Origin of the sequence: Citrobacter sp. Igbk 16, from assembly GCF_028069755.1 — a bacterium.
Taxonomy (GTDB): Bacteria; Pseudomonadota; Gammaproteobacteria; order Enterobacterales; family Enterobacteriaceae; genus Citrobacter.
In genome coordinates, this window is record NZ_JANEWJ010000031.1 from 29,026 (window position 1) to 55,336 (window position 26,311).

Annotated in this window: 26 protein-coding genes; 11 read left to right on the forward strand and 15 right to left on the reverse strand. The window is 51.9% G+C overall.

All coding sequences use genetic code 11. The annotated features are described in order from the left end of the window. The first annotated feature begins 30 nt into the window (after positions 1-30). The 6 genes from entE to NNO03_RS18130 all read left to right on the forward strand — a co-directional run bounded on the left by entE (position 31) and on the right by NNO03_RS18130 (position 6,234). A complete protein-coding gene (gene entE / locus NNO03_RS18105; protein WP_271450164.1) occupies positions 31-1,641 on the forward strand; it encodes a (2,3-dihydroxybenzoyl)adenylate synthase EntE in 1,611 nt (536 codons plus the stop codon). 13 nt (positions 1,642-1,654) lie between these two features. After that, positions 1,655-2,515 (forward strand): isochorismatase, encoded by an 861-nt coding sequence (locus NNO03_RS18110; RefSeq protein ID WP_271450165.1) that lies wholly within the window; start codon positions 1,655-1,657, stop codon positions 2,513-2,515. After that, positions 2,512-3,267 carry a 2,3-dihydro-2,3-dihydroxybenzoate dehydrogenase EntA gene (gene entA, locus NNO03_RS18115; RefSeq protein WP_271450166.1) on the forward strand — a complete coding sequence of 252 codons (756 nt, stop codon included), beginning with the start codon at positions 2,512-2,514 and terminating at the stop codon, positions 3,265-3,267. Before NNO03_RS18110 ends, entA begins: the two co-directional genes overlap by 4 nt. 2 nt (positions 3,268-3,269) lie before the next feature. Beyond that, on the forward strand, positions 3,270-3,683 hold the full coding sequence (entH, locus tag NNO03_RS18120) for a proofreading thioesterase EntH (RefSeq protein WP_137384535.1): 414 nt from the start codon (positions 3,270-3,272) through the stop codon (positions 3,681-3,683). A 184-nt stretch (positions 3,684-3,867) separates the two neighbouring features. Continuing rightward, positions 3,868-5,973: a pyruvate/proton symporter CstA gene (gene cstA, locus NNO03_RS18125; RefSeq protein ID WP_271441929.1), complete on the forward strand. Its 2,106-nt coding sequence runs from the start codon at positions 3,868-3,870 to the stop codon at positions 5,971-5,973. A gap of 63 nt (positions 5,974-6,036) precedes the next feature. Beyond that, positions 6,037-6,234: a YbdD/YjiX family protein gene (locus tag NNO03_RS18130; protein WP_202039182.1), complete on the forward strand. Its 198-nt coding sequence runs from the start codon at positions 6,037-6,039 to the stop codon at positions 6,232-6,234. A gap of 98 nt (positions 6,235-6,332) precedes the next feature. On the opposite strand, the gene NNO03_RS18135 is transcribed toward NNO03_RS18130, so the two are convergent. Then, the gene (locus NNO03_RS18135; RefSeq protein ID WP_271450167.1) at positions 6,333-7,421 is read right to left on the reverse strand and encodes an oxidoreductase; all 1,089 of its coding nucleotides are present in this window, start codon (positions 7,419-7,421) and stop codon (positions 6,333-6,335) included. A 132-nt stretch (positions 7,422-7,553) separates the two neighbouring features. On the opposite strand from NNO03_RS18135, the gene NNO03_RS18140 reads away from it, so the two are divergent. Beyond that, positions 7,554-8,714 (forward strand): pyridoxal phosphate-dependent aminotransferase, encoded by a 1,161-nt coding sequence (locus NNO03_RS18140; RefSeq protein ID WP_271450168.1) that lies wholly within the window; start codon positions 7,554-7,556, stop codon positions 8,712-8,714. A 13-nt stretch (positions 8,715-8,727) separates the two neighbouring features. Here the strand turns inward: NNO03_RS18140 and NNO03_RS18145 are convergent, their stop codons facing one another. From NNO03_RS18145 to dsbG, 4 genes are all read right to left on the reverse strand, one after another. Then, the gene (locus NNO03_RS18145; RefSeq protein WP_202039179.1) at positions 8,728-9,345 is read right to left on the reverse strand and encodes a ParB/RepB/Spo0J family partition protein; all 618 of its coding nucleotides are present in this window, start codon (positions 9,343-9,345) and stop codon (positions 8,728-8,730) included. Further along, positions 9,330-10,553, reverse strand: coding sequence for a phosphoadenosine phosphosulfate reductase (locus NNO03_RS18150; protein WP_271441932.1), 1,224 nt, complete (start codon positions 10,551-10,553; stop codon positions 9,330-9,332). The genes NNO03_RS18145 and NNO03_RS18150 overlap by 16 nt, the downstream gene beginning before the upstream one ends. A gap of 144 nt (positions 10,554-10,697) precedes the next feature. Continuing rightward, complete coding sequence (locus NNO03_RS18155; RefSeq protein WP_271450169.1) at positions 10,698-11,621, reverse strand: LysR family transcriptional regulator; 924 nt, start codon at positions 11,619-11,621, stop codon at positions 10,698-10,700. 227 nt (positions 11,622-11,848) lie between these two features. Next, complete coding sequence (dsbG, locus tag NNO03_RS18160; RefSeq protein ID WP_271442582.1) at positions 11,849-12,595, reverse strand: thiol:disulfide interchange protein DsbG; 747 nt, start codon at positions 12,593-12,595, stop codon at positions 11,849-11,851. A 374-nt stretch (positions 12,596-12,969) separates the two neighbouring features. On the opposite strand from dsbG, the gene ahpC reads away from it, so the two are divergent. Both ahpC and ahpF read left to right on the forward strand, forming a co-directional pair. Next, positions 12,970-13,533, forward strand: coding sequence for an alkyl hydroperoxide reductase subunit C (gene ahpC, locus NNO03_RS18165; RefSeq protein WP_002894394.1), 564 nt, complete (start codon positions 12,970-12,972; stop codon positions 13,531-13,533). A 239-nt stretch (positions 13,534-13,772) separates the two neighbouring features. Further along, positions 13,773-15,338, forward strand: coding sequence for an alkyl hydroperoxide reductase subunit F (gene ahpF, locus NNO03_RS18170; RefSeq protein ID WP_137384526.1), 1,566 nt, complete (start codon positions 13,773-13,775; stop codon positions 15,336-15,338). Between the two features lie 122 nt (positions 15,339-15,460). Here the strand turns inward: ahpF and uspG are convergent, their stop codons facing one another. Together uspG and rnk are read right to left on the reverse strand one after the other, a co-directional pair. Next, positions 15,461-15,889, reverse strand: coding sequence for a universal stress protein UspG (uspG, locus tag NNO03_RS18175; protein WP_005120854.1), 429 nt, complete (start codon positions 15,887-15,889; stop codon positions 15,461-15,463). Positions 15,890-16,085: 196 nt separating this feature from the next. Next, positions 16,086-16,496 carry a nucleoside diphosphate kinase regulator gene (gene rnk / locus NNO03_RS18180; protein ID WP_005120853.1) on the reverse strand — a complete coding sequence of 137 codons (411 nt, stop codon included), beginning with the start codon at positions 16,494-16,496 and terminating at the stop codon, positions 16,086-16,088. A 273-nt stretch (positions 16,497-16,769) separates the two neighbouring features. On the opposite strand from rnk, the gene NNO03_RS18185 reads away from it, so the two are divergent. Further along, positions 16,770-17,600 (forward strand): alpha/beta fold hydrolase, encoded by an 831-nt coding sequence (locus NNO03_RS18185; RefSeq protein WP_271442584.1) that lies wholly within the window; start codon positions 16,770-16,772, stop codon positions 17,598-17,600. 96 nt (positions 17,601-17,696) lie between these two features. Then, positions 17,697-18,320: a flavin reductase family protein gene (locus tag NNO03_RS18190; RefSeq protein ID WP_271450170.1), complete on the forward strand. Its 624-nt coding sequence runs from the start codon at positions 17,697-17,699 to the stop codon at positions 18,318-18,320. Positions 18,321-18,361: 41 nt separating this feature from the next. Here the strand turns inward: NNO03_RS18190 and rna are convergent, their stop codons facing one another. The 8 genes from rna to citC form a co-directional block, all read right to left on the reverse strand. Continuing rightward, entirely contained in the window at positions 18,362-19,168 is an 807-nt protein-coding gene (rna, locus tag NNO03_RS18195; RefSeq protein ID WP_271450171.1) for a ribonuclease I, read from the reverse strand. Between the two features lie 123 nt (positions 19,169-19,291). Then, positions 19,292-20,755 carry a citrate/succinate antiporter CitT gene (citT, locus tag NNO03_RS18200; protein WP_003022114.1) on the reverse strand — a complete coding sequence of 488 codons (1,464 nt, stop codon included), beginning with the start codon at positions 20,753-20,755 and terminating at the stop codon, positions 19,292-19,294. A 25-nt stretch (positions 20,756-20,780) separates the two neighbouring features. After that, the gene (gene citG / locus NNO03_RS18205; RefSeq protein ID WP_271450172.1) at positions 20,781-21,686 is read right to left on the reverse strand and encodes a triphosphoribosyl-dephospho-CoA synthase CitG; all 906 of its coding nucleotides are present in this window, start codon (positions 21,684-21,686) and stop codon (positions 20,781-20,783) included. Further along, positions 21,655-22,209: a citrate lyase holo-[acyl-carrier protein] synthase gene (citX, locus tag NNO03_RS18210; protein WP_271450173.1), complete on the reverse strand. Its 555-nt coding sequence runs from the start codon at positions 22,207-22,209 to the stop codon at positions 21,655-21,657. The genes citG and citX overlap by 32 nt, the downstream gene beginning before the upstream one ends. A 3-nt stretch (positions 22,210-22,212) precedes the next feature. Then, a complete protein-coding gene (gene citF, locus NNO03_RS18215; protein ID WP_040232565.1) occupies positions 22,213-23,745 on the reverse strand; it encodes a citrate lyase subunit alpha in 1,533 nt (510 codons plus the stop codon). 9 nt (positions 23,746-23,754) lie between these two features. After that, positions 23,755-24,663, reverse strand: coding sequence for an aldolase/citrate lyase family protein (locus NNO03_RS18220; RefSeq protein WP_137384520.1), 909 nt, complete (start codon positions 24,661-24,663; stop codon positions 23,755-23,757). Then, positions 24,660-24,956: a citrate lyase acyl carrier protein gene (citD, locus tag NNO03_RS18225; RefSeq protein ID WP_005120843.1), complete on the reverse strand. Its 297-nt coding sequence runs from the start codon at positions 24,954-24,956 to the stop codon at positions 24,660-24,662. The genes NNO03_RS18220 and citD overlap by 4 nt, the downstream gene beginning before the upstream one ends. Beyond that, positions 24,953-26,029 (reverse strand): [citrate (pro-3S)-lyase] ligase, encoded by a 1,077-nt coding sequence (citC, locus tag NNO03_RS18230; RefSeq protein ID WP_137384519.1) that lies wholly within the window; start codon positions 26,027-26,029, stop codon positions 24,953-24,955. Before citC ends, citD begins: the two co-directional genes overlap by 4 nt. Positions 26,030-26,311 lie beyond the last annotated feature (282 nt).

Sequence of the window (26,311 nt, forward strand, 5' to 3'; positions counted from 1 at the left end):
GGCCTTATCGACAGGCTCTAAGGAGCAATAATGAGTATTCCTTTCACCCGTTGGCCGGAAGAGTTTGCCCGCCGCTACCGTGAAAAAGGCTACTGGCAGGATTTGCCGCTGACCGACATTCTGGCCCGTCATGCCGATAGCGACCATACGGCGGTGATTGACGGGGAACGCCATCTTAGCTACAGCCAGTTAAACCAGGCGACGGATAATCTTGCCTGCAGCCTGCGTCGCCAGGGGATCAAACCCGGCGAGACCGCACTGGTGCAATTAGGTAACGTGGCTGAGCTGTATATCACTTTCTTTGCGCTGCTCAAACTGGGCGTAGCCCCCGTATTGGCACTGTTTAGCCATCAGCGCAACGAACTCAACGCCTACGCAACGCAAATCAAACCGGTGTTACTGATTGCCGATCGCCAGCATGCGTTATTCAGTGGCGATGATTTTCTGAATACCTTTGTTGCCGAACACAATTCAGTGCGCGTGGTTCAGTTGCTCAATGATGACGGCGAACACAATCTGCAAACGGCAATAAGCCAACCTGCAACGGCGTTTACCGCGACACCATCACCGGCTGATGAAGTGGCTTACTTTCAGCTTTCCGGCGGCACGACCGGGACGCCAAAGCTGATTCCACGCACCCACAATGATTACTACTACAGCGTGCGCCGTAGTAACGAGATTTGCCATTTCACCGCTGAGACCCGCTATTTATGCGCGATCCCGGCCGCGCATAACTACGCCATGAGTTCGCCAGGTGCGCTGGGCGTTTTCCTCGCGGGGGGAACTGTGGTGCTGGCGGCAGACCCGAGCGCGACGTTGTGCTTTCCGTTGATTGAACAGCATCAGGTAAACGTGACGGCGTTGGTACCGCCAGCGGTGAGTCTGTGGCTGCAGGCAATTCAGGAGTGGGGTAGTAACACACAACTGGCTTCGCTGAAACTGTTGCAAGTGGGGGGCGCACGGCTTTCGGCTTCGCTTGCCGCTCGCATACCGGAAGAGATTGGCTGCCAGTTGCAGCAGGTCTTCGGTATGGCGGAAGGGCTGGTGAACTATACCCGTTTGGATGACAGCCCGGAGCGCATTATCAATACCCAGGGCCGGCCGATGTGCCCTGACGATGAGGTCTGGGTGGCAGATGCTGACGGGAATCCGTTACCACAGGGCGCGACGGGACGCCTGATGACGCGCGGTCCGTACACTTTCCGCGGTTACTTCAATAGCCCTGAGCATAACGCCAGCGCGTTTGATGCTAACGGATTCTATTGCTCTGGCGATCTGATCGCCATCGATCAGGATGGTTACATCACGGTGCAGGGACGAGAGAAAGATCAGATCAACCGTGGCGGAGAGAAGATCGCCGCAGAAGAGATTGAAAACCTGCTGTTGCGGCACCCAATGGTGATCCATGCCGCATTGGTCAGTATGGACGATGAGCTGATGGGCGAGAAAAGTTGCGCCTGTCTGGTGGTTAAAGAGCCGCTGCGTGCAGTACAGGTCCGTCGTTTTCTACGCGAACAGGGCGTGGCGGAATTCAAATTGCCGGACCGTGTCGAGTGCGTTGAGTCATTGCCGCTGACCCCGGTCGGCAAAGTGGATAAAAAACAATTACGTCAGTGGCTGGCATCACGTTCACCGGCCTGAAGGAGAAGAAGAAATGGCAATTCCTAAACTGCAGGCTTATGCGCTGCCAACGGCGCTTGATGTTCCGGCAAATAAAGTTGACTGGGCATTTGAACCAGAACGCGCCGCGCTGCTAATCCACGACATGCAGGACTATTTTATCGGCTTTTGGGGCGAGAACTGCCCGATGATGGCACAGGTCGTGGCCAACATCGCCGCGCTACGTCAGTACTGTAAAGCACATAATATTCCGGTCTATTACACTGCGCAGCCGAAAGAACAAAGCGATGAAGACCGTGCGTTGTTGAACGACATGTGGGGACCGGGCCTGACGCGCTCGCCGGAACAGCAAAAAATCGTCGATGCGCTGGCGCCGGATGAAGCGGATACCATTCTGGTTAAATGGCGTTACAGCGCGTTTCATCGTTCGCCGCTGGAGCAGATGCTAAGAGACACCGGGCGTAACCAGCTTATCATCACCGGCGTGTATGCGCATATTGGCTGCATGACCACCGCGACTGATGCCTTCATGCGTGATATTAAGCCGTTTATGGTCGCTGATGCGTTGGCAGATTTTAGCCGTGATGAACACCTGATGTCGCTGAAATACGTGGCGGGGCGTTCCGGTCGTGTGGTGATGACCCAGGAGTTATTGCCGACGCCTGTTCCGGCCAGCAAAGATGCGCTGCGCGGCGTGATTCTGCCGCTGCTCGATGAGTCTGAAGAGCCAATGGATGACGAAAACTTGATCGACTACGGGCTGGATTCCGTGCGCATGATGGCGCTGGCGGCCCGTTGGCGGAAAGTGCATGGTGATATCGACTTTGTGATGCTGGCGAAAAACCCAACGATTGACGCCTGGTGGAAACTGCTCTCCCGCGAGGTGGCGTCATGACCGGTTTTGATTTCACCGGTAAAACGGTCTGGGTTACTGGGGCAGGAAAAGGGATTGGTTACACCACGGCACTGGCGTTTGTTGACGCGGGTGCGCAGGTGACCGGCTTCGATCTGGCGTTTGACGGTGAAGAATATCCGTTTGCCACTGAGGTGATGAACGTGGCGGATGCACCGCAGGTGGCGCAGGTGTGCGAGCGCTTGCTGGCGAACACCGAGCGGCTGGACGTGCTGGTCAATGCTGCCGGGATTTTGCGCATGGGGCCAACCGATGCGCTGAGGTTTGAGGATTGGCAGCAGACCTTCGCCGTTAACGTGGGCGGTGCGTTCAACCTGTTTCAGCAGACGATGGCGCAGTTTCGTCGTCAGCAGGGGGGGGCGATTGTCACTGTCGCATCCGATGCTGCGCACACGCCGCGAATCGGTATGAGTGCATATGGGGCATCAAAAGCCGCACTGAAAAGTCTTGCGCTGACGGTCGGGCTGGAGCTGGCGGGTAGCGGAGTACGCTGTAATGTGGTTTCGCCGGGCTCGACCGACACTGACATGCAGCGCACGCTGTGGGTGAGTGATGATGCGGAACAGCAGCGTATTCGCGGGTTTGGCGAGCAGTATAAGCTCGGTATACCGCTGGGGAAAATCGCCCGTCCTCAGGAAATTGCCAACACCATCTTATTCCTTGCCTCCGATCTGGCCAGCCATATTACGTTGCAGGACATTGTGGTCGATGGCGGTTCGACACTGGGAGCATGACGGTGATCTGGAAACGACATTTAACGCTTGATGAACTGAATGCTACCAGCCAGAACACGCTGGTGGCGCATTTAGACATTGTCTATACCCGACTGGGAGACGATGTGCTGGAAGCCGAAATGCCGGTAGATAGCCGCACGCATCAGCCGTTTGGTCTGTTGCACGGTGGGGCGTCAGCGGCGCTGGCCGAAACGTTGGGGTCAATGGCGGGTTATCTGATGACTCGCGATGGGCAGTGTGTGGTGGGAACCGAGTTGAACGCCACGCATCACCGCGCAGTATCGCAGGGGAAAGTGCGCGGTGTGTGCCAGCCGTTGCATCTCGGGCGACAGAATCAAAGCTGGGAAATCGTCATCTTTGATGAGCAGGGGCGGCGCTGCTGCACCTGTCGTTTAGGTACGGCAGTGATGGGGTGAAGCCACCCGACAAAGTAAAATGAAATTGCAGGGTTAACAGGTAAATGAAGTGATCTAGTTAACAATGCAATGTAAATACTCAGTGATACTTCGGGTTTGCATGGTTGTCAGGTTGTTAAATCCAGAAAAGATGTTATAGAAACAAAATGTAACATCTCTCTGGATCAGACAACGGATAACAACTATGAACAAATCAGGGAAGTACCTCGTCTGGACATTGCTCTCCGTGATGGGAGCATTTGCCCTCGGCTATATTGCGTTAAACCGTGGTGAGCAGATCAACGCGTTGTGGATAGTTGTCGCGTCGGTCTGTGTCTACCTTATCGCTTACCGTTTCTATGGCCTGTACATCGCGAAAAATGTGCTGGCGCTGGACCCGACGCGTATGACGCCAGCCGTGCGCCATAACGACGGGCTCGATTACGTTCCTACCGATAAAAAAGTACTGTTTGGTCACCATTTTGCGGCAATTGCCGGAGCGGGTCCGTTAGTTGGGCCGGTGCTGGCGGCGCAAATGGGCTATCTGCCCGGGATGATCTGGCTGCTCGCCGGGGTAGTGCTGGCTGGCGCGGTGCAGGACTTTATGGTGCTGTTTGTTTCTACCCGTCGCGATGGTCGTTCCCTTGGCGAACTGGTGAAAGAAGAGATGGGCCCTACAGCCGGCGTGATTGCGCTGGTGGCCTGTTTTATGATCATGGTGATTATCCTTGCCGTGTTGGCAATGATCGTCGTGAAAGCGCTAACGCACAGCCCGTGGGGAACCTATACCGTCGCATTCACCATCCCGCTGGCGATTTTTATGGGGATTTACCTGCGCTATTTGCGTCCGGGGCGTATTGGCGAAGTGTCAGTCATCGGTCTGGTATTCCTTGTTTTTGCCATTATTTCCGGCGGCTGGGTTGCGGAAAGCCCGACCTGGGCACCGTATTTTGACTTTACTGGTGTACAGCTGACGTGGATGCTGGTGGGCTACGGTTTCGTGGCTGCCGTGTTGCCGGTATGGCTGCTGCTGGCACCGCGAGATTACCTCTCGACCTTCCTGAAGATTGGTACCATTGTTGGTCTGGCGGTGGGTATTCTGATCATGCGTCCAACGCTGACGATGCCTGCGTTAACCAAATTCGTTGACGGTACCGGTCCGGTATGGACGGGTAACCTGTTCCCATTCCTGTTTATTACCATTGCCTGTGGTGCAGTCTCTGGTTTCCACGCGCTGATCTCATCCGGTACCACACCGAAGATGTTGGCGAATGAAGGCCAGGCCTGCTTTATCGGCTACGGCGGGATGCTGATGGAGTCCTTTGTCGCCATTATGGCGCTGGTCTCCGCATGTATCATCGATCCGGGCGTGTATTTTGCGATGAACAGCCCGATGGCGGTGCTGGCCCCTGCGGGTACGGTGGATGTGGTCGCTTCTGCGGCGCAGGTCGTTAGCAGTTGGGGCTTTGCGATTACCCCGGACACCTTGCACCAAATTGCCAATGAAGTGGGTGAGCAATCCATTATTTCCCGCGCAGGCGGAGCGCCGACGCTGGCCGTTGGGATGGCTTACATTCTGCACGGTGCGCTGGGCGGCATGATGGATGTGGCGTTCTGGTATCACTTCGCCATTCTGTTTGAAGCCCTGTTCATCCTGACGGCGGTTGATGCGGGTACCCGTGCCGCGCGCTTTATGCTGCAGGATCTGCTGGGCGTCGTCTCACCGGGGCTGAAACGGACCGACTCGCTACCGGCGAACTTGCTGGCAACCGCGTTGTGCGTACTGGCCTGGGGTTACTTCCTGCACCAGGGCGTGGTCGATCCGTTAGGCGGTATCAACACCTTGTGGCCGCTGTTCGGTATCGCGAACCAGATGCTGGCCGGTATGGCATTGATGCTGTGTGCGGTCGTACTGTTCAAGATGAAACGTCAGCGCTACGCGTGGGTGGCGCTGGTGCCAACCGCCTGGCTGCTGATTTGTACGCTGACTGCGGGCTGGCAGAAAGCGTTTAGCCCGGATGCGAAAATCGGCTTCCTGGCTATCGCTAACAAGTTCCAGGCGATGATCGACAGCGGTAACATTCCGGCGCAGTACACTCAGTCGCAGCTGACGCAACTGGTATTTAACAACCGTCTTGATGCTGGCTTGACTATCTTCTTCATGGTGGTCGTGGTGGTACTGGGTCTGTTCTCCATTAAAACTGCACTGGCAGCGTTGAAAGAGGACAAACCAACGTCGAAAGAAACACCGTACGAACCGATGCCCGAGAATGTTGAAGAGATTGTGGCGCAGGCGAAAGGCGCGCACTAATATTCTCTTAACGAAAAAGCCCTCTCCTTAATGGGGAGGGCGTTTGTACGACAGGGAATCACTATGTTTGAAACACTCGCTAAAGCTGGGAAGTATTTAGGGCAAACTGCCCGATTGATGATTGGTGTGCCGGATTATGACAACTATGTTGAGCATATGCGTGTTACGCACCCGGACCAGGTACCGATGACTTATGAAGAATTTTTCCGCGAGCGCCAGGATGCGCGCTATGGGGGTAAAGGCGGCGCGAAGTGCTGTTGAATTTTTGCCGGATGGCGCTAACGCTTATCCGGCTTACAACATTGCATTGGCCGTAGGCCTGATATGGCGAAGCCGCCATCAGGCAACCTGCACCATAGTCACACCGTAAACGTCTCTACCTTCTCAAATGCCGCACGCAGTGTTTCCGGTGTTAGCTTCACCGGCAGCGCATGAATGGACTCCACCGGGCGCAGAGTGTGCGCGATCACCTTATCGATTTCGGCGCGGTTATTGATGTCCACTTCCAGTTGAGCCAACCGGGTTGGCAAATTGAAGCGCTGATAAGCGGTAATTAATTGCGTTAGCACATCATCTTGTCCCAACAGCGCGCTCTGCACCAGTATGCCGTACGCCACTTTAGTGCCGTGTAAAAACTTCTCCGTTTGCGGCAGGACGGTCAGGCCATTATGCACTGAGTGTGCCGCTGCTACGCGGGTATAGCGCTCGCCCAGACCGCCGACCATACCACCGCCAGCAATGATCGCATCCACCACGTCGCAAAATGCACGGGTCAATTCACCACGCTGTTTATCTGCCAGCGCCTGCTCGCTGCTCTGAAGGAGAACATCGCGGATCGCCAGTGCGCCGTTGATGCCCAGACGTACGGTCAGCGGTAAGGTTTCAGGCTGTGGGGCGAGCACAACCGCTTCGTACCATTTCGCCAACGTATCCCCGATACCGGCCAGCAAATACGCGTCTGGTGCATTAAGCACGATCTCCGGCTCTACCAACACCAAAAAATTGGCATCATCGAAAATTTCGAAATGCAGTGCCTGACCTGCATCGTTGTACCACACGGAGAGCGGCGTCCAGGCAGCACAGGTGGCGGCAATGGTTGGGATTGCCACAAAGGGCAAACCAAGGCGGCGCGCCAGTGCTTTGGCGGTGTCGAGCAATGTCCCGCCGCCCACGCCAATCACCACGCTACGGTCGTCTCCTGACTCTGTTGCCAGTTGAGCAACATCGGTTTCGCTGCAATGACCCGTAAACAGCAGACGTTTAGCCTCGGCAAGTTGAAAGGCCTCAGGCAGATAAGGCCGGGCTGCAGCGATAGCGCGCTCACCATATACCCAGACGGCGCGTGAGAGTTGATCCTTGGTGAAAAAATCGTTGAGTCTCGACAGGCTGCCGGGATGGGAAAAATAGTTGGCCGGGCCGGTGACGACGCGAATCTCGGTATTACTCATGTTGTGTTGTCCTTTTGACTGTCCTGTCCAGGCAGGTTATTTTTATATAGACGTCTGAACGTCTTGATTGCCAAATACTAGCATCGTGCTATAGTGGCTTCAACCACAACATTACACGCTGGGATAACAATAATGAGTAATAACCCGCTGATTCCGCAAAGCAAACTGCCTAATCTGGGCACCACTATTTTCACGCAAATGAGCGCGCTGGCGCAGCAGCACCAGGCGATTAACCTCTCGCAGGGATTTCCTGATTTTGATGGTCCACATTTCTTGCAGGAACGTCTGGCATATCATGTCGCGCATGGCGCAAACCAGTATGCGCCGATGACGGGTGTGCAACCGCTGCGAGAAGCCATTGCCGATAAAACCGCCGAACTGTATGGCTACAAGCCGGATGCAAACAGTGACGTGACGGTTACGGCAGGGGCAACAGAAGCGCTGTATGCCGCCATTACGGCGCTGGTACGTCCCGGTGATGAGGTGATATGTTTTGACCCGAGCTACGACAGCTATGCGCCTGCGATCGCATTATCCGGTGGCGTGGTTAAACGCATCGCGCTGCAACCACCGTCTTTTCGCGTCGACTGGCAGGAATTTGCTGCGCTAATCAGTGACCGCACGCGGCTGGTGATCCTAAATACGCCGCATAACCCTTCGGCTACGGTATGGCAGAAGGCGGATTTTGAGGCGTTATGGCAGGCTATTAACGGGCATGAGATTTATGTTGTCAGTGACGAAGTCTACGAGCATATCTGTTTTGCCACGCATGGGCATGCCAGCGTGCTGGCGCATCCGCAACTAAGGGAGCGCGCAGTTGCCGTTTCATCATTTGGCAAAACCTATCATATGACGGGCTGGAAAGTGGGGTACTGTGTTGCGCCACCGGCTATCAGCGCGGAGTTACGTAAGGTCCATCAGTATTTAACCTTCTCGGTCAACACGCCGGCACAACTGGCGCTGGCGGATATGCTGCGCGAAGATCCGACGCACTACCGTGAGCTGCCCGCGTTTTATCAGAGAAAACGTGATGTGCTGGTGAATGCACTGCGTGACAGTCGGCTGGAAATACTGCCCTGCGAAGGGACGTACTTTTTGCTGATTGATTACAGTGCTGTTTCTGATCTCAATGATGTGGAATTTTGCCAATGGCTGACAAAGGAGGTCGGTGTGGCGGCGATTCCGCTGTCCGTTTTCTGCGCCGATCCTTTCCCACACAAGCTGATTCGCCTGTGTTTTGCGAAGCAAGAATCGACGCTGCTGGCAGCGGCAGAACGGCTGGTTGCGCTTTAGCGGCGTGATTGCGCTACTTCACCGTCCAGGCTTTGGAGAATCGACGGTCGGCAAATAACTCTTGCAGACCGTTGATTTGCTTCAGACGTAAGACTTCGTCGCTATCCATTCCCAGCTCTTTACCGATTTTCTCTTCGCTCCAGCCTAATTGTGATAATTCACGAACGATTTCTGACATGGCATGGATTTGATGCCGCCCACGGGCTCGATTGTGGCGGATTGTCGCCGCCATGCGCTCATGACGCCCGCGTTGTAGGCAGGTAACGGGCAGATAGCCTTTCAGGCGTGATTTTAGCGATGATTTGTTTTTGCCGATTTCATGTCGATGGAATCCATCGACGATTTCATATTCTTCCTGGGCTGATTGAACCACAACGATCGGCTGTGTGAAGCCATCGGCTTCAATGGATTTCAGCAATAACTTTTTCTCCGGCGGCGCAACGTTATTTGGGTTGTAATCATTTGGTGAAATTGCGTTATTTTTGATCCACAGAACACAGTCTACCGGTTCTTCACGGAAAGGACTGACACTATGGATTGCCATCCTGAATTCATTGATTGCTTCGATTCGTTCTTCTTCTGAAAGACCAGAAAGAAAACCGGTGAGTTCCTGAGTTAGTCGTCGTTGCATAAGATCCCCCATTCCTGGCGTTTGGTTTTCATACGTTCGTTATAACGCTGATAGTTTTTCATTTTTGTGGGACTGAATGAGAGTGCCCGACACCAGTAGTCATTATTCAGCAGTACTTTGCAGATCCGTCTCCATGAGGGGATGTCTTTAGAACCAATATCGCTTTCTTGGGATTGAGGAATCTCATCGATCCCCTTTTTCTTGTACCACTGTATATAGACGGCGATTTTGTTGCGGTAGTGTTCTGCGGTCTGTTCCGGCATGCTGTCTAATAGCAGCATGGCATACGTTTGCCAGCTTAAATGCTCTGGTTTTAATATTTTACGGTGGCCGTAAAAATGATTGTCATGACCGGCGTAAATCCCGCCGCTTTTAACACCGCTAACCCGGGCACACATGGCTGCCCATCGCTGTGGCTCAATAACATGATACAGCCACAGCCCCTGGCGTTGTTCCGGGCCAAAGGGTTCGCAAATACGCATATATCGTGTTGGAACTCCGGCCTGGTACATCAGGTTATACAAGGGGTTGCATGACATTTTTGTTTTTGCAAACCATGTCCAGATATCGGCTGTTTTCCAGTCATACATTGGATAGATATACCATGTATGCCCTCCTGGCGCGGCGGTAGTCCACGGTTTGTCATCGGCAAAACGCTGCTTACGTGAATGGGCAATGGCGACAAAACGGTTATATGACTCGTCGGCACGGATACCCACCATCATTGCCGCAGGGCGTTTTTCTGAAAACCAGTCAGCGAACTCACGAACGAATTGTTCAAAGGTCATGCCGGGTTGATAGAAATGAAAGAAACTGGGATCGGTAATCGCATCGGCTGGTGGTTGTCGCACCCATTGTGTATTGGGTTCCCAGCACTGCCATTCCGGTTGAAATTGTGAGAGAGAATTTTGTGTGGTGAGCGGTATTGCTACCCAATAAAAGCGTTCAATAACGTCAGAATAGCGTTCTCGTAGCGCTTCAACATAGTCGATAGTGCAAGAGAATTGCGCTTCCCAGTCAATAAACAATACGCTGATTTTTTTATGTAACTGGCGCGCAAGAGTGGCGGTGAGATGCATCATGAGTCCGGAGTCTTTTCCTCCGGACAATGAAACGCACACGCGAGGCAGTGTTTCCAAAGTCCAGGTGATGCGTTCCTGAGCGGCTTCCAGAACGCTCTGACTCAGTGGGATTTTGTAAACAGACATAGCAAGTCCATACTGAATGAATAAAAAGTGACATTTCTAATATATGCTTGCAATAAGATAGGCTAATTTACGCGGCGTGCAACATTTAAATATATTCACGTAATATATTTAAATGTTGTTCTTATTTGCTGTAATAATATTTTCTCAGTGGGGTATTATGCTCTGTTTGTTTCTTTCACTTATTTTAGTGATAAATTCTTCGAAGTTTTTATTGTTGAGCGATGCCCGGTTATACATTAAAAATAGATCCATTGATGGTAATTTAAGGTTTGTGTTGACCTCTTTTAAATTTAACAGAGGGGCGTACAGTTCAAAAGTGACTTTGGGAAGAAAACCGATAATATCCGTGTGGGATATAATGTTGATAATTGATATTAGCGAATCACTACAAAATCCTGTCTTACGATTAGACATAAAAGAATTTGCTTCAGAATGGTACTCTTTCACACCGGCATCGTCAGTGATAAGTTGTGTGAATTGCTCCTCAAGTATTTCATTTAAAGTCACTTTATCATGTATCCTGGGGTGGTTTTTGCTACAGGCTAATACGGTTTCGACCGTTCTGAATGGCGTGTATATAATCGAGCGATTAACAACCGGTGATGTGGTGATGACAACATCTGCTTTACGGTAGGCTAGCAGATCCTCCGCTGTTTCCGATGTTATCAATATGTCATGGTGTTCAATTTCAACATATTGGTCTTCCCTGATAAATTGAATTAACTCAGTTACGTACGTGTTATTGATAATTTGCGGGCTGTAAATAACAAATTTTTTCTTCAGACTGGAGCTGTGCATGATGTTTATTGTTTCTTCCAGACTGTTGAGATTGTTCTCAAGATGATGATGCAGGTTGACCGCCGTTACGGTAGGCGTAATACCTTTTCCTGCACGAATAAATAGAGGATCATTGAATTGTGCACGCAGCCTTTGTAACGACTGGCTAACGGCTGAGGGAGTAATAAACAGCGTTTCGGCGGCCTTGCTTATGCTCAGATTTTGATAGATACATTCGAAAATAACCAGCAAGTTGAGATCGAATTTTTTGAGGTCGTAAAGGTTAGCCATACGCTAATTCCTGTTTGAGTTTTGTTGTGAAATATTCTTTTTTGTTATGTGTAAGTTGTAATGCATTATCATTGCGTATACATATAAAACTTAATGAATAGTTTAATAATACTAAAATAGCACAGGTAGGGTTATTTTTGCGGTAAAAAGTGCTAATGCGTTGATTGATATGGAAAGAAGATTGATTGATATGAAGATGATATCAATCAATCATTCGTTGCGTATATCTATTTGGCTCCCATAATAATATCCAGCTTCTCTTTATCGGGTAAACCAACTGCCTGTTGCAGTGTATTATCTTTGCTCATGTAATAAATGGCGGGTGTGACGTTGGCACCTAAATCGTCCATTAATTTTTGGTTGATATTCAGCGTCTTCATCTGCTCGGCAGGTGGCGTTGCTGACATTGTCAGCTTCATTTTACCGCCGGAAGCTTCATAGTCGTGCCAGGTTTTAGCGGGATCCTTGCTTGCCAGAATGGCCGCAGCGGTTGCCGGACTTTCGGGCTTAATCACGCCGACCAACAGCGTGCGTAATTGAACTTTGCCGGACTCAACCCACGGACGTGCCTGTTGCCAGAATTGTTTGCAGTATGGGCAGAATGGATCGGCAAACACATACACAATAACCGGAGCGTCTTTTTTGCCGTCCAGAATCCACGACGCTTTTTCCATTCGTTGCCACATCTCGCGCCCGGCAGGTGCATAGATTTCTTTTTCTATCAGCGCATTGCTCAGGTTTTCACCTTTCTCGTTATACATGTAGCCGGAGATCGCATGTTTTCCATCAGGCGTGACATAGATAGTGACCCCCATGTCCTGGTATTTGCCCAGGTACCCTTTCATACCACCAGGGGCGTCGAACGGCTTCAAAATCGTAATGCCCTGTTTCTCAATCGCTTTAACAGGGGCAGGAAGCTCTTCAGCGTGGACGACAGCAGGGAGCAGAGCTAAGAGTAATGTACGTTTAAACATTGATTTTCCTTATAAAATTAGAAGGAAAGGGAGTTAAGTTGCAAAACCTATCGCAGCCATAGGTAAGATCGACAGTCTGTCGATTGCCCTTTCGGTAGTTGGGTGATGTAATCCCAATCGCTGTTACGACCTTGGTTAAGGTAATGTAGAGCGCAACACATAGCCAGTTCTGCTGGCACTGAAGTTACTTGCGGGTAACTCGGGTAATGAGGCTCCCTGCAAAGGGAGCCTTTTTTACTTTTAGAATAGGGTTTACAAAATGCGGTTGAGTCGGTTGTTAGTTAACGCTTATTGATTTGATAAAGGAAACGCATTAGCCCTTATCAATGATTTTCGTTAACTTATCCCTCAACGAAAACACGGAGGAAGTACAGATGTCTTTGATTAATACCAAAATTAAACCTTTCAAAAACCAGGCGTTCAAAAACGGTGAGTTCATCGAAGTAACCGAGAAAGATACCGAAGGTCGTTGGAGTGTCTTCTTCTTCTACCCGGCTGATTTTACTTTCGTATGTCCGACCGAACTGGGTGACGTTGCTGACCACTACGAAGAACTGCAGAAACTGGGTGTGGACGTTTACTCTGTTTCTACCGACACTCACTTTACTCACAAAGCATGGCACAGCAGCTCTGAAACCATCGCGAAAATCAAATATGCGATGATCGGCGACCCGACTGGCGCCCTGACCCGTAACTTCGACAACATGCGTGAAGATGAAGGTCTGGCTGACCGTGCAACATTCGTCGTTGACCCGCAAGGTATCATCCAGGCAATCGAAGTTACCGCTGAAGGTATCGGCCGTGATGCGTCTGACCTGCTGCGCAAAATTAAAGCTGCACAGTATGTCGCTTCCCACCCTGGCGAAGTTTGCCCGGCTAAGTGGAAAGAAGGCGAAGCCACTCTGGCTCCGTCTCTGGACCTGGTTGGTAAAATCTAAAATTCGCTACGCCTTTTGCGCTACAGGTGCGTTGGCTACGCTTAATCACCCCGGTCACTTACTTATGTAAGCTCCCGGGGATTCATAAGCTTGCCGCCTGCCTGTAACACGAAATTCTTGCGAATTAATCCTTAAGCGGGTGCGTCGCGCCCGTTTTATTCCAACACCATGATGCAAACGCATTCAGACTGCCTGAACGAGGCCGCTTGCATGATGATGTTTTCAGAGAGGGAAGAATAATGCTCGACACAAATATGAAAACCCAACTCAAGGCTTATCTTGAGAAACTGACCAAACCTGTTGAGCTGATTGCTACGCTGGATGACAGCGCTAAATCGGCAGAAATCAAGGAACTGCTGACTGAAATTGCTGAACTGTCAGAAAAAGTCACCTTTAAAGAAGACAATACTCTGGCCGTACGTAAGCCATCGTTCCTGATCACCAATCCGGGTTCTCACCAGGGGCCACGTTTTGCCGGCTCTCCACTGGGCCATGAGTTTACCTCTCTGGTTCTGGCGCTGTTGTGGACAGGTGGCCATCCGTCGAAAGAGGCACAGTCACTGCTGGAGCAGATCCGCGACCTCGACGGGGATTTTGAGTTCGAAACCTATTATTCACTGTCCTGCCATAACTGCCCGGATGTGGTGCAAGCGCTGAACCTGATGTCCGTGCTGAACCCGCGAATCAAGCATACGGCGATTGATGGCGGTACATTCCAGAACGAAATTACCGACCGTAACGTCATGGGCGTTCCGGCGGTCTATATGAACGGTAAAGAGTTTGGTCAGGGCCGTATGACGCTGACTGAAATCGTAGCGAAAGTTGATACGGGCGCAGAAAAACGCGCGGCGGAAGAGTTGAATCAGCGTGATGCTTACGATGTGCTGATCGTTGGTTCGGGTCCTGCCGGGGCAGCGGCTGCGGTGTACTCTGCACGTAAAGGTATTCGCACCGGTCTGATGGGCGAACGCTTTGGCGGTCAGGTTCTTGATACCGTTGATATCGAAAACTACATCTCGGTACCGAAAACCGAAGGCCAGAAGCTGGCTGGCGCGCTGAAAGCGCACGTTGATGATTACGATGTTGATGTTATTGATAGCCAGAGTGCGAGCAAGCTGGTTCCGGCAGCACAGGAAGGTGGTTTGCATCAGATTGAAACGGCATCCGGCGCGGTGTTGAAAGCACGCAGCATCATCATTGCTACCGGCGCAAAATGGCGCAACATGAACGTTCCGGGTGAAGATCAGTATCGTACCAAGGGCGTAACCTACTGCCCGCACTGTGATGGCCCGCTATTTAAAGGCAAGCGTGTCGCGGTGATTGGTGGCGGTAACTCGGGGGTTGAAGCGGCTATCGATCTGGCGGGTATCGTCGAGCACGTGACGTTGCTGGAATTTGCCCCGGAAATGAAAGCCGATCAGGTTCTGCAGAATAAAGTCCGCAGTCTGAAAAACGTCGACATTATTCTGAATGCACAAACCACAGAAGTGAAAGGCGACGGCAGTAAAGTCACCGGTCTGGAGTATCGTGACCGCGTCAGCGGTGATATCCACAATGTGGAACTGGCGGGTATCTTTGTGCAGATTGGCCTGTTGCCGAATACGAACTGGCTGGAAGGCGCCGTTGAGCGTAACCGCATGGGTGAAATCATCATTGATGCCAAGTGCGAGACCAGCGTGAAGGGTGTTTTTGCTGCGGGGGATTGTACAACCGTACCGTACAAGCAGATCATCATCGCGACTGGCGAGGGCGCGAAAGCGTCTCTGAGCTCTTTTGATTATTTGATTCGCACCACAACCGTATAAGAAAGTAAGACTCACCTGCAAAAGAAGCGAAATACCCGATAGCACAAGCATATCGGGCCTACAAATGGGATTTCATCGGTTTGTAGGAAGAAGAGGCTACCGGAAGGTAGCCTCTTTTTTTATTAGCGAACGACCAGCACCGGTAAGGTGGCGTGGCGGACAACGCTTGAGGCGTTAGATCCGAGCAGATGGGTGCTAATTGATGGGTTACGCGACCCAATGACCACCACATCTGCATTCAACTCTTCACCCAATTCGTTTACCACATCACGCACGCTACCAAAGCGAACGTGCTGCTTAATGCGGGAAGGATCGATACTGAAGTGACCGACCATCGTTTGCAGACGGGTTTCCGCTTCGTGTTGCAGATGCTCTTCAAAGCGACGAACGTCAGCGGCAAAACGGTGCAGACTCAGACTGGCAGAACCCGGGAGCACATGCAGCAGATGGATAACCCCTTTATCTTGTGCCAGAAATTCTGCATGGCGAACAGCCTTGTCGCTCAGTTCCATTTCGAATACATCAACAGGCATTATGATTGTGTTGTACATAAACATTCTCCTTGTCATTACATGAACACATAACAGCATAGTATTAAAAATGATTCTGTCAGTCACGACACAGATTTATGTTTTGCGAACAGGAGAAAAGGAAGTGCAGCAAATGAAAGAAAGCAGAGGTTGAAGCGGAAAGAGGATGCGGATGCATCCCCTGTAAGATAAAGCGAGTCGCTTTGATAAGACAGAGTTAGCGCAGGTAGTCGCCTGCAGCTTCAGGCTGGTACTCAAGCTCGATGACTTCGAGGTGAGTCGATGTACCGCCCGGTAATTCCCAATGGATCGTATCGCCAACGCGCAGACCCAGAAGCGCTGCACCGACTGGTGCCATTACCGAAAGCTGTGTACTGCTGTCAGTCATATTGGCCGGATATACCAGGGTACGTACACGCACTTCGCCATCGCTCAGATTGCGGAATTTCACGCGGCTGTTCATGGTCACCACGTCGTGCGGCATGGTTTCCGGGGAACACATTTGGGCGCGATCCAGTTCAGCGTTTAATGCGTCCGCTATCGGTAAACCAGCAAACGCAGGTTGCTCCAACAGGCGGTCAATGCGTTCCGCATCGAGGTCGTTAATGATAATAGTTGGTCTGGACATTTATTACTCCATGTCGTCGATACTGCGGATGCGCAGGTAAATAATCCCAAAAGAAAACCCTCACCGTCAGGCGGCAAGGGTTTAGCTTTTATGATGATACTGAGACTTACCCCTGGTTTGAAGTGATTTAGTTCACATTCAGGCAAATCATCAATATTGCTGCAGATGAAGGGGGAGGCAAAAAACGTGATCGTTCTCAAATTTGCATTATGCTTTTTAAGCGCTCGCTGCGGGCGCGCCACGACAACTCAGTGTTCCTCGACAGGAGATCTCATGAGCCAGTACGACAAACTTACCTTAAAAGATGGCAGCTATTTGCATTTCAAAGACTGGGGAAGCGGCCAGCCCATTGTGTTCAGCCATGGTTGGCCGCTGACCGCAGATGCGTTTGAAGATCAGATGCTGTTTCTCGGGTCGAAAGGATTTCGTGTGATAGCCCATGACAGACGAGGGCATGGGCGTTCGGCCCAACCCTGGGATGGCAATAATATGGATCAGTATGCTGACGATTTGGCCGAACTTACCGCGCACCTCAATCTCAAAGATGCTGTGCATGTCGGGCACTCTACCGGCGGTGGCGAAGTTGCTCGTTACATTGGCCGCCATGGGACGCAGAGGGTAGCAAAAGCGGTACTCATTGGTGCGGTAACCCCCATCATGATTAAAACCGACTTTAACCCGAATGGTGTGCCGAGGGAGGTGTTCGATAGCATTCGTGAAGGCGTTGTGAACGATCGTGCCGCCTTTTTCTATGAGTTGACGGCCGCATTCTATGGCTACAATCGACAGGGTGCAAAGGAATCGAGGGCTGTCCGTGAAAGTTTTGTTGAGCAGGGCTTACAAGGATCAATTAAAGCATTGTACGACTGTATACATGCTTTCTCGGAAACAGACTTGCGTGAAGATCTCAAAAAAATGACCATTCCGACGCTGGTGATTCATGGTGATGACGATCAGATTGTCCCGTTTGAAACCTGCGGTAAGGTCGCGGCAGAAATCCTACCAGATGCACAGTTGAAGGTGTATGCCGGAGGATCTCACGGTATTTGCACCACCCATAAACATCAGATCAACGCCGATCTACTCGGCTTTATTCAGTCGTAATCGTTCGTGGATTGTTCTACGCTGATCCTCTTCCGTCAGGGGGATGAGCGAAGCATAATTTATGCTTAGCAGAGGCTAACTTCACCAGAGAAAACTATGTATTTCTATCAACCGTCACAGGGACACGGGCTGCCACATGATCCGCTCAATGCCATTATTGGGCCGCGCCCTATTGGGTGGATTGCGTCGAGTGACAGTAACGGTCGGCATAATCTGGCACCGTACAGTTTTTTTAACTGTTTTAACTATCATCCGCCGATTATCGGTTTTGCCAGCAGCGGCTGGAAAGACAGCGTGCGGAATATTATCGAAACAGGTGAGTTTGTCTGGAACCTGACCACCCTTGAGTTGGCCAGAGCGATGAACGAAACGTCGGCCAGTCTGCCGCACGGCGAGGATGAGTTCTTTGCCGCAGGGCTTTGCAAAGCCGAAAGTCGGTTAGTTAATGTGCCACGCGTGGCACAAAGTCCCGTCAATTTTGAGTGTCGTTTATCTCAGAGTCTGCAATTGACGACCGCAGATGGCACCCCTGTTGAAACCTGGCTGATATTGGGTGAGGTGGTCGGTATCCACATTGATGAATCGCTGCTGGAAGAGGGCATCTACCAGACGGCGAAAGCGCACCCGGTACTGCGTGCAGGTGGGCCAAGTGCGTATTATTCAATTGATGAATCACATCGCTTTGATCTGGTGCGTCCGGATGCGCGTCCAAAACGTTAAGCCGTCAGACCGACGCCGGGTGTGCGCGTCGGTCTCCCTGTTTAGTATCCCGTTTTGTCGATAATAAACTGTTTACCGCAGTTACCCGGATGCGGTTGCGGCAGGAATGAACGGGATGATAAAGGTTGGTTGATGGCATCGGCTTTTAATGAAAACTGGATCTCCGTCAGATAAGCGGGGTTGCCGTGACAACTTAGCTTCACTGCTTTGATATTCTCTTTGCCCCAGTTTTTAGCGAATGCGGCGTCAAATGCGCTACGGCTAACCGTTTTGCCGTAGTTATCCGCCAGAAACTTGCCCGTCTCGCTACTCTTAATCTCATTGTTCAACCGCACCATGGTGCCGAAGTACGCGTCGGGATCAAAACCAAAACAGGCGCCATGTTTGGCATATTCATAACGTTCCAGACAGGATGTTCCGCCAGCACCGGGCATGACGGCGCTTAACTTCGCCGCACTCTCCAGTGACAGACCGGTTTGTGGTGCGGCGCATTTCCGGCTGGCGCGAGCTTCAGGCAGGTTGGGAATAGGGCGCGTTGCACAGCCAAAACGCATCCAACGACGATTATCGACACCGCGGGCGGCAATTGAGTTTGGCAGGCTGGGCCACAGGCCGTGAACCGTCAGAAAATCTGCTTTATTGTCAGTCTCTTTTTGCAGACGGCATTCGTCAGGCTCCTGACGATTACGCTCATGCTGGCTCTGACAAAAACCGGTTTGCCAGGAGAGGGCCAGCACGTAGCGGTCAAAATCGCCGTACTGTTTGGCCTCAAGTTGGGAGGCCCCGGCTACTGAAACCGGCAGCAGAAGCGCTGCCAGTAAAGGAAAAGAACGCCATGTTGATGTCATGATGAATTCGGACACTTATATAAATTCTGAATATCATCTATTTAATCATAAAAAATGCCAGTCAGGTTTAGCTGACTGGCATCATTTTAACTCTGTGTTTTGACTATGTGTAAAGCGCGCGGATTAGCTCCACATTGCCAGAATCGGCCAGCCGACCAGCAGAAGCATTGAGATGTAGATGACACCGAAGATAGCACCCAAACGCCAATAGTCTTTGGATTTCACATAACCACAGCCATAGATGATAACACCAGGGCCAGTGGCATACGGAGTCAGACAGCCCATGATACCGATGGACAGTACCAGCAGGATACACAGATGTTCCATCGGAACGCCCGGGATACCTTTACCAACCGCCAAAATAACCGGCAGCATGGTGGCGGTGTGCGCAGAAAGGCTGGCAAACAGGTAGTGAGCAAAGTAGAACACCAGTACCAGAACGATTACTGTCGCGTTAGGCGAGAAACCTTCCAGGTGTGTGCTCATGGTGTTGGCAAACCAGTCGATGAAACCAGAACGGGTTAAACCGTTGGCCATTACCACCAGCGTGGCAAGGTTGACCAGGGTGTTCCATGCGCTGTTATAGCGAGTAATGTCTTTCCACGGTACAACATGCAGAGCCAGCATCAGGGAGACCGCCAGCAGACCCACTGCGGTAGCGTCAATCAGCTTGCCGCCAAATACCCACAGGCCAAGGCTGAGCAGTACCAGACCGATCAGCGTTATCTCTTTACGGGTCAGTTTACCCATGCCTTTCAGTTCATCACCGGCCCATGCTGCAACTTCAGCACTGTGGGTGACTTCCGGTTTGTACAGCACGTAAGACAGCCACGGAGCAACGATCAGCAAAATAATACCGACCGGCAGGAAGCTGAGGAACCACTGCAACCAGCTGATTTGAATGCCAGCGATTTTGTTAACGAATTCCAGGCCCAGTACGTTTGGCGCAGCGCCGGTAACGAACATAGAGGAGCTCAGGCTGGTACTGATAACCATCATCCACATCAGATATCCGCCGATACGGCGTGCGGAAGGATCGTTAGGGAAGGATTTGAACAGCGGCGGCAGGTTTTTGATAACCGGGAACACTGTACCACCGGTACGCGCGGTGTTGGACGGTGTAAACGGTGCCAGCAGGATGTCGATAATAACAATCGCATAGCCTAGTGTCAGGGTACGTTTACCCATGAATTTCACCAGGAACAGCGCGATACGACGACCCAGACCAGTGACTTCATAACCCAGTGCGAAAATAAACGCACCGAACACCAACCACACGGTGGTGCTGGAGAAGCCTGCCAGACCCCACTTCAGCGCTTGCTTACCCGCTTTAAACGCCGGGTCGGCCAGTTCGGAAGCATCAAACAGCAGGTAGTTGCTGCCAATAACGCAGATCGTGACGGCGATAAAGCTGATCGCTGTTGCCGGGATTGGCTCGAGGATCATACCGACGATCATTGCCACAAATACGGCAAAGTAGTGCCAGGCCTGTGGAGGCATTCCATCAGGAACGGGGATAAGAAACATGACGCCCATTACGACCAATGGGGCCAGTAACTTCCATATTTTATCTTTTGCTAAAGACATGTGTGTGATTCTCCGGAAAGGATCTTTAATTGTGATAATGATGAACTTGCGAAATCTGAGCTAAGAACCAGGTGACGATCAGCAGATCGGCGCAGCCTCCTGGACTGAGGTTGCGTTCGATGCACTGTTGGTCGAACTGGCGTAGGTAATGGAGATCGGCAGGGGTACGAATTCCCCCTTGCTGCAATAATGTGGTGGCCTGCTGTTGTATCCACCGCAGACCCTCAGCGCCGCCACGTGAAGCCACGTTGGTGTCGCCATTGATAGACATCAGCAGCAATAATGTGTCGAGTAACGCCAGTTCAGGGTCGCGGCCCTGAGTCAGCAGTGCGCGGTAGTGCGGCAGGGCATGCTGAATGACGAGCGGGTATCCCGCTTCGGCTTCGCCCCGTGCGCCGGTTAATCCCAGTTGCTGATAAAGACGTTGGCCAGCCGTGAGTTGTTGATTGTTCTGGCGCAGTTCGCGCTCGGTCAGGCCACGGCAAAATGTTGCTGCCGTAGAGCAAATGGTTTCAGCGGTAACAGTCAGTTGGCGCTGGTGCAGGCGGCCAATGGCGGCACACAGCAGTCCCAGAGAAAAGATGCTGCCTTTATGGGTGTTCACCCCGGCGGTGGCGCGAAACATATCGGCTTCGCAGGCCATACCCAGCGGACGCAGTCCTTTCAGTACATCTTCAGGTGACAACTGCGCGCTGAATGCGCCGTATTCGATAAAACGTGGCAGCCAGGCCTGGATAGCCTCTGCGCTGCGATGAAAATCTTCCAGCGCCATATCTTTATGTGCGCCGTTATTAATGCGATCCACCAGACCCGGTTTGGGCGATAAGTTGACTTCAGTCAGCATGGCGCGCCAGGCAAGCGTGGCGTAGGCGTCGGGCAGATCCAGTGGAAGGACTGCGTTATTCGTCGATGTTGCGGGAATCGGCATCATGCAGCAGTGCCTCCATTTGAATGAGTAAGTCGGAAAGCGCGTGGTTTTTACCCCGCGCACATTCGGCAGCGCTTTGCTCGCACAACAGACAGCGGCGGGCAGGAAGCGCGAAATGACGGCGGGACAGGATTTCTCCTTCCGGGGTCAGGACATCGATGTCCCATAACCGTCCCAGCGGATGTGAATGCTCAAGCTCGATAGTGGCGAGCTTGAGGTCGTGGGCTGGCGCCTCGATGGACAACAGACCTTCCGGACCGCTGGCGGAGACCAGCGAAGTTTGCTCCCTGACAATCCAGGATGATTGTTTCGCCAGCGTAAGCAAGGCGATGACGCCGTGATTAAAGATGCGACGGGTTAATTCGCTGTCTTTGATCGGGCCTGGCGCTACCACGGTAAAAGAGACCAATGGCGCGTGATGACGCGCGAGCCAGGCATGTTGCCTTGCTTGTCTCTCATCACGGCTGGCGAGCAGCTCAGGAATGGAAACCGCGTGGCAGGTGGCGTGTTCAGGGAGCAGGTGCATGGCTTATTCCTTCACCTGATGCACAACGTCGATCACTGAACCATCGCGGTAACGCACTACGGCAATGACGCGGTCGGTGAATTCGATTGCGCGTGGCTGGCCGGTAAGTTGCTGTGCACGTTCGCGCAACCATTCAATGGAAACAACTTTCATGCCAGCTTCTTGCAGACGTTCCGCCAGCTCAGGGCGTGCAGGGTTAACGGCGATACCGTGGTCAGTGACCAGGATATCAACGCTGGAACCCGGGGTTACGCAGGTCAGGACGTTATCAACCAGCGTCGGGATGCGCCCACGAACCAGCGGTGCGACGATGATGGAAAGCGCTGCGGCAACCGCTGTATCACAGTGGCCACCGGATGCGCCGCGCAGTACGCCGTCAGAACCGGTCAGTACGTTAACGTTGAAGTTGGTATCCACTTCAAGCGCGCTCAGCACCACGACATCCAGACGATCGACAGAGGCGCCTTTTGAGCCCCAGTTGGCATACTGGTTAGCACTGATTTCAATGTGATTTGGATTGCGTGCCAGAGATTCTGCCGCATTACGGTCGAAGCTCTGTACATCCAGCAGTTTGCGGATTAAGCCTTTCTCATGCAGGTCAACGATGGTGGCAGTGATGCCGCCCAGCGCAAAGTCAGCACGGATGTCGCGGCTGCGCATTTTGTCTTCCAGGAAACGGGTAACGGCCAGAGACGCGCCGCCGGTTCCTGTCTGCAATGAAAAACCTTCTTTGAAGTAGCCGGAGTTAGCAATAACGTCTGCTGCACTGCGGGCGATCAGCAATTCGCGTGGGTTGGTGGTCATGCGAGTGGCATCAGCACCAATTTTGTCAGCATCACCGACCTGGTCGATTTGTACAATCAGATCTACCTGATCCTGGGTAATGCTGGCGGGATTATGCGGGTAGGTCAGCAGCTGTTCGGTCAGCAGGACAACCTGTTTTGCGTTTTCAGCATCGACACGAGCGTAGCCCAGCGAGCCACAACAGGCTTTACCTGTGTAACCGTTGGCGTTACCAAACGGGTCACAGGACGGCACGCCGAGGAAGGCGACATCAATGTTGAGCTCGCCGCTTTGTACCAGGTGTACACGACCACCGTGAGAGTGGACCTGAACAGGTTCAGCCAACAGACCGCGAGAGATCTCTTCTGCCAGCGGGCCACGCAGACCAGAAGTATAAATACGGCTGACGACACCCTGACGAATGTGTTCAACTAGCGGCGCATGGCAGTCGCTCAGGGAGCTGGAAGCCAGCGTCAGGTTTTTAAAGCCCATTGCAGCGATGGTATCCATCACCAGGTTGATCGTCAGATCACCGCCACGGAAAGCGTGGTGGAAGGAGATGGTCATGCCATCCTGTAAACCTGAACGGCGAATGGCCTCTTCCAGGTTAGCGCACAGCTTTTTGTTGCGCGGTTTTTGCGCCTGCAATTCAACTTTTGCGGTGCTCTGATAAGCGGAAAGCTCGCTTTCTGCATGACGGCTCCAGGTCGCCACGCGATCCTGTCGTTGAGACTGTTCGATTTTCTGCGTCATTTTTTTGCCTTATTCTTCGCGAATGCCGGAAAGTTCTGCACGGGAGATAACCAGAAGGGCGCGCTCGATAACCGGGCTGTCGACCATCTTGCCGTTCAGTGAAACTACGCCACGGCCTTCACGGGCGGCGGCTTCAGCGGCTTCTACCACCAGACGTGCGTGAGCCAGCTCTTTGCGCGTCGGGGCATACAGGTTGTGCAGGAGTTCAATCTGACGCGGGTTGATGAGCGACTTACCATCAAATCCCAGTTGCTTGATGTGTGCGGCTTCGTGCAGGAAACCCGCTTCGTTATTGGCATCGGAATAGACGGTATCGAATGCCTGAATGCCGGCGGAACGCGCAGCCTGCAGAATTGAGCAACGTGCAAACAGCAGTTCGGTACCTTCCGGGGAGCGTTCGGTACGCAGGTTACGTACGTAGTCTTCTGCGCCGAGAGCAATACCGATCAGACGCTCGGAAGCGTGGGCAATTTCTACCGCGCGGGTAATACCAAGTGGTGATTCGATAGCGGCTAACAGACCGGTGCTGCCGGGTTCACGACCACAGGCGTTTTCAATACGCAGGATTTCGCTTTCGATATCAGTGACATCCTGGGCGGTATCTGTTTTGGGTAAACGCACGATGTCAGCGCCACCGCGTACGACGGCTTCGAGGTCATTGATGCCCCATTCGGAGTCGAGGGCGTTCACGCGTACAATAGTTTCAACGTCGTGATACAGCGGATGCTGCAGCGCGTGATACACCATGCGGCGCGCGGTGTCTTTCTCGCGCAGTGCGACGGAGTCTTCCAGGTCGAACATCAGCGCATCTGCCGGGTAGATGAATGAGTTGCTGACCATCGCGGCGTTAGCGCCTGGTACGAACAACATGCTGCGGCGTGTGCGGGATTTACGTTGTTGTAAAGAATCGGAAATCATTGGCAATCCTCCCATGGCAGTGCCGGAATGCCGCTGGCGCGAGCCAGTAATGCTTCCAGTCGCGCACGTAAAATGCAGTCCAGTGCGCCTTTATCATCAACATTTAATTGCACGCCGCGGACGTTATAGCGGGACAGAACGTCCAGAATGGTGGCCCTGATGGCATCACCGAACTGCTTTTCGACGCTACTGTTAACCTGCAGGTCAATATCCTGCGTATCGAGCGGGGCGATGCGGATCATCACATCACCGGACTCGAGAGTGCCTGCGACGGCTGCCTGGTTTATTTTCATTTTTCACCTGTTGCTAATGCGGGGGTATTTTGGCGGACTGTCGCAGCCGATGAGGTTCGCTCAACCATGCTTTGTAAGTAGTGCAGCGTGGCTTCGGGGACCAGGGATGCGATAGCCGTGAGATCTTTTTTAACCAGCAGCTTGCGTACCCAGGAGGCGGAAATCGGCATCTCCTGGAAACACAGCCGCTCAATTTCCACCAGTTCAATCGGCGGGGCGGGAAGTGTTGGGGTCTCCAGCCAGTAGCGCATATCGTTGTTGTACTGGGAGGTGACGGTGCAATACGGCTCAGTACCGACGAAACGGTGCGTAACGCCGAGTGCCGGGGCCAGGTACTGACGGAAAATTTTCAGGTCTATTTCGGTGTAGCAGTGGTTAATAACGCTCTGCTCTTTAATGAAGTAGCACGGGAACGTGGCGCGAGAGATGATGTATTCCGAACCGCGGTGTACGGTTAAACGTGGAATATCTTTAGTCCCTTTGAGTACCAGGTCCAGTCGGTCTTCATACGGGAAACGCGAGGTATCTTCTTTCACCAAAAACAGATGCAGCCAGTCGCACTGTGCGGCGGCTTGTTGGATAAGAAAACGGTGCCCGTTGGTGAAGGGGTTGGCGTTCATCACGATACAGCCAATTTTTTTCCCTTCGCGGCGCTGTTTCGCCAGTGATTCAGCGTAACGTTTGAGGCGAGTGGTGCTGTTTTCCATCAACACCATAATGCCGGGCACGCTGGTCAGCGTCGAAAAACCACACTGCTTAAACAGTGACTCATACTCGGTTTTGGTATAGATGAAGAGATGGGTGCAATGCCGCTCGTAGGCAAGGTTGATTAACTCAGTCGCCAGCGTCAGCGCTAAGCCTTCACCACGTACGGATTCACAGATAGCGACGCATTTGATGATATTGCCGGCGATACCGCCACAAGCGATCAAGCGGTCGTTACGGGTGACGGTGATAAATACTTCGACGGTGGTATCAACGCTCAAATCGTTCTCTTTCAGAAATTGAGCGATAACCGCCATCTTTTTATTTTCTGAGCGTTTAACTTGCGTGAATATATTATTACCGAACATAGTAAATAGAGCCCCGATGGTATATTTGTTACTGGGTTTCTGTTTTTGTTGCTCTGTTTAGCAACCTGATAACGTTTTGTTTGCAATTGAAGGGAATGTTTTTTTATTACGGAGTATTTCTTTTTTTCCCTGCTGCATACATCGTAAGGAGTATTTTGGAGGTAAATTTTGATTTATTTCACAATAAGTTAGATGGTTTTAATGTGTTTTATGGTTTTAAGTTTTTTAATTAATTTAACCCGGAAATAGCGTGTGGTTTTTATTTGTTTAATTGATTTAAGG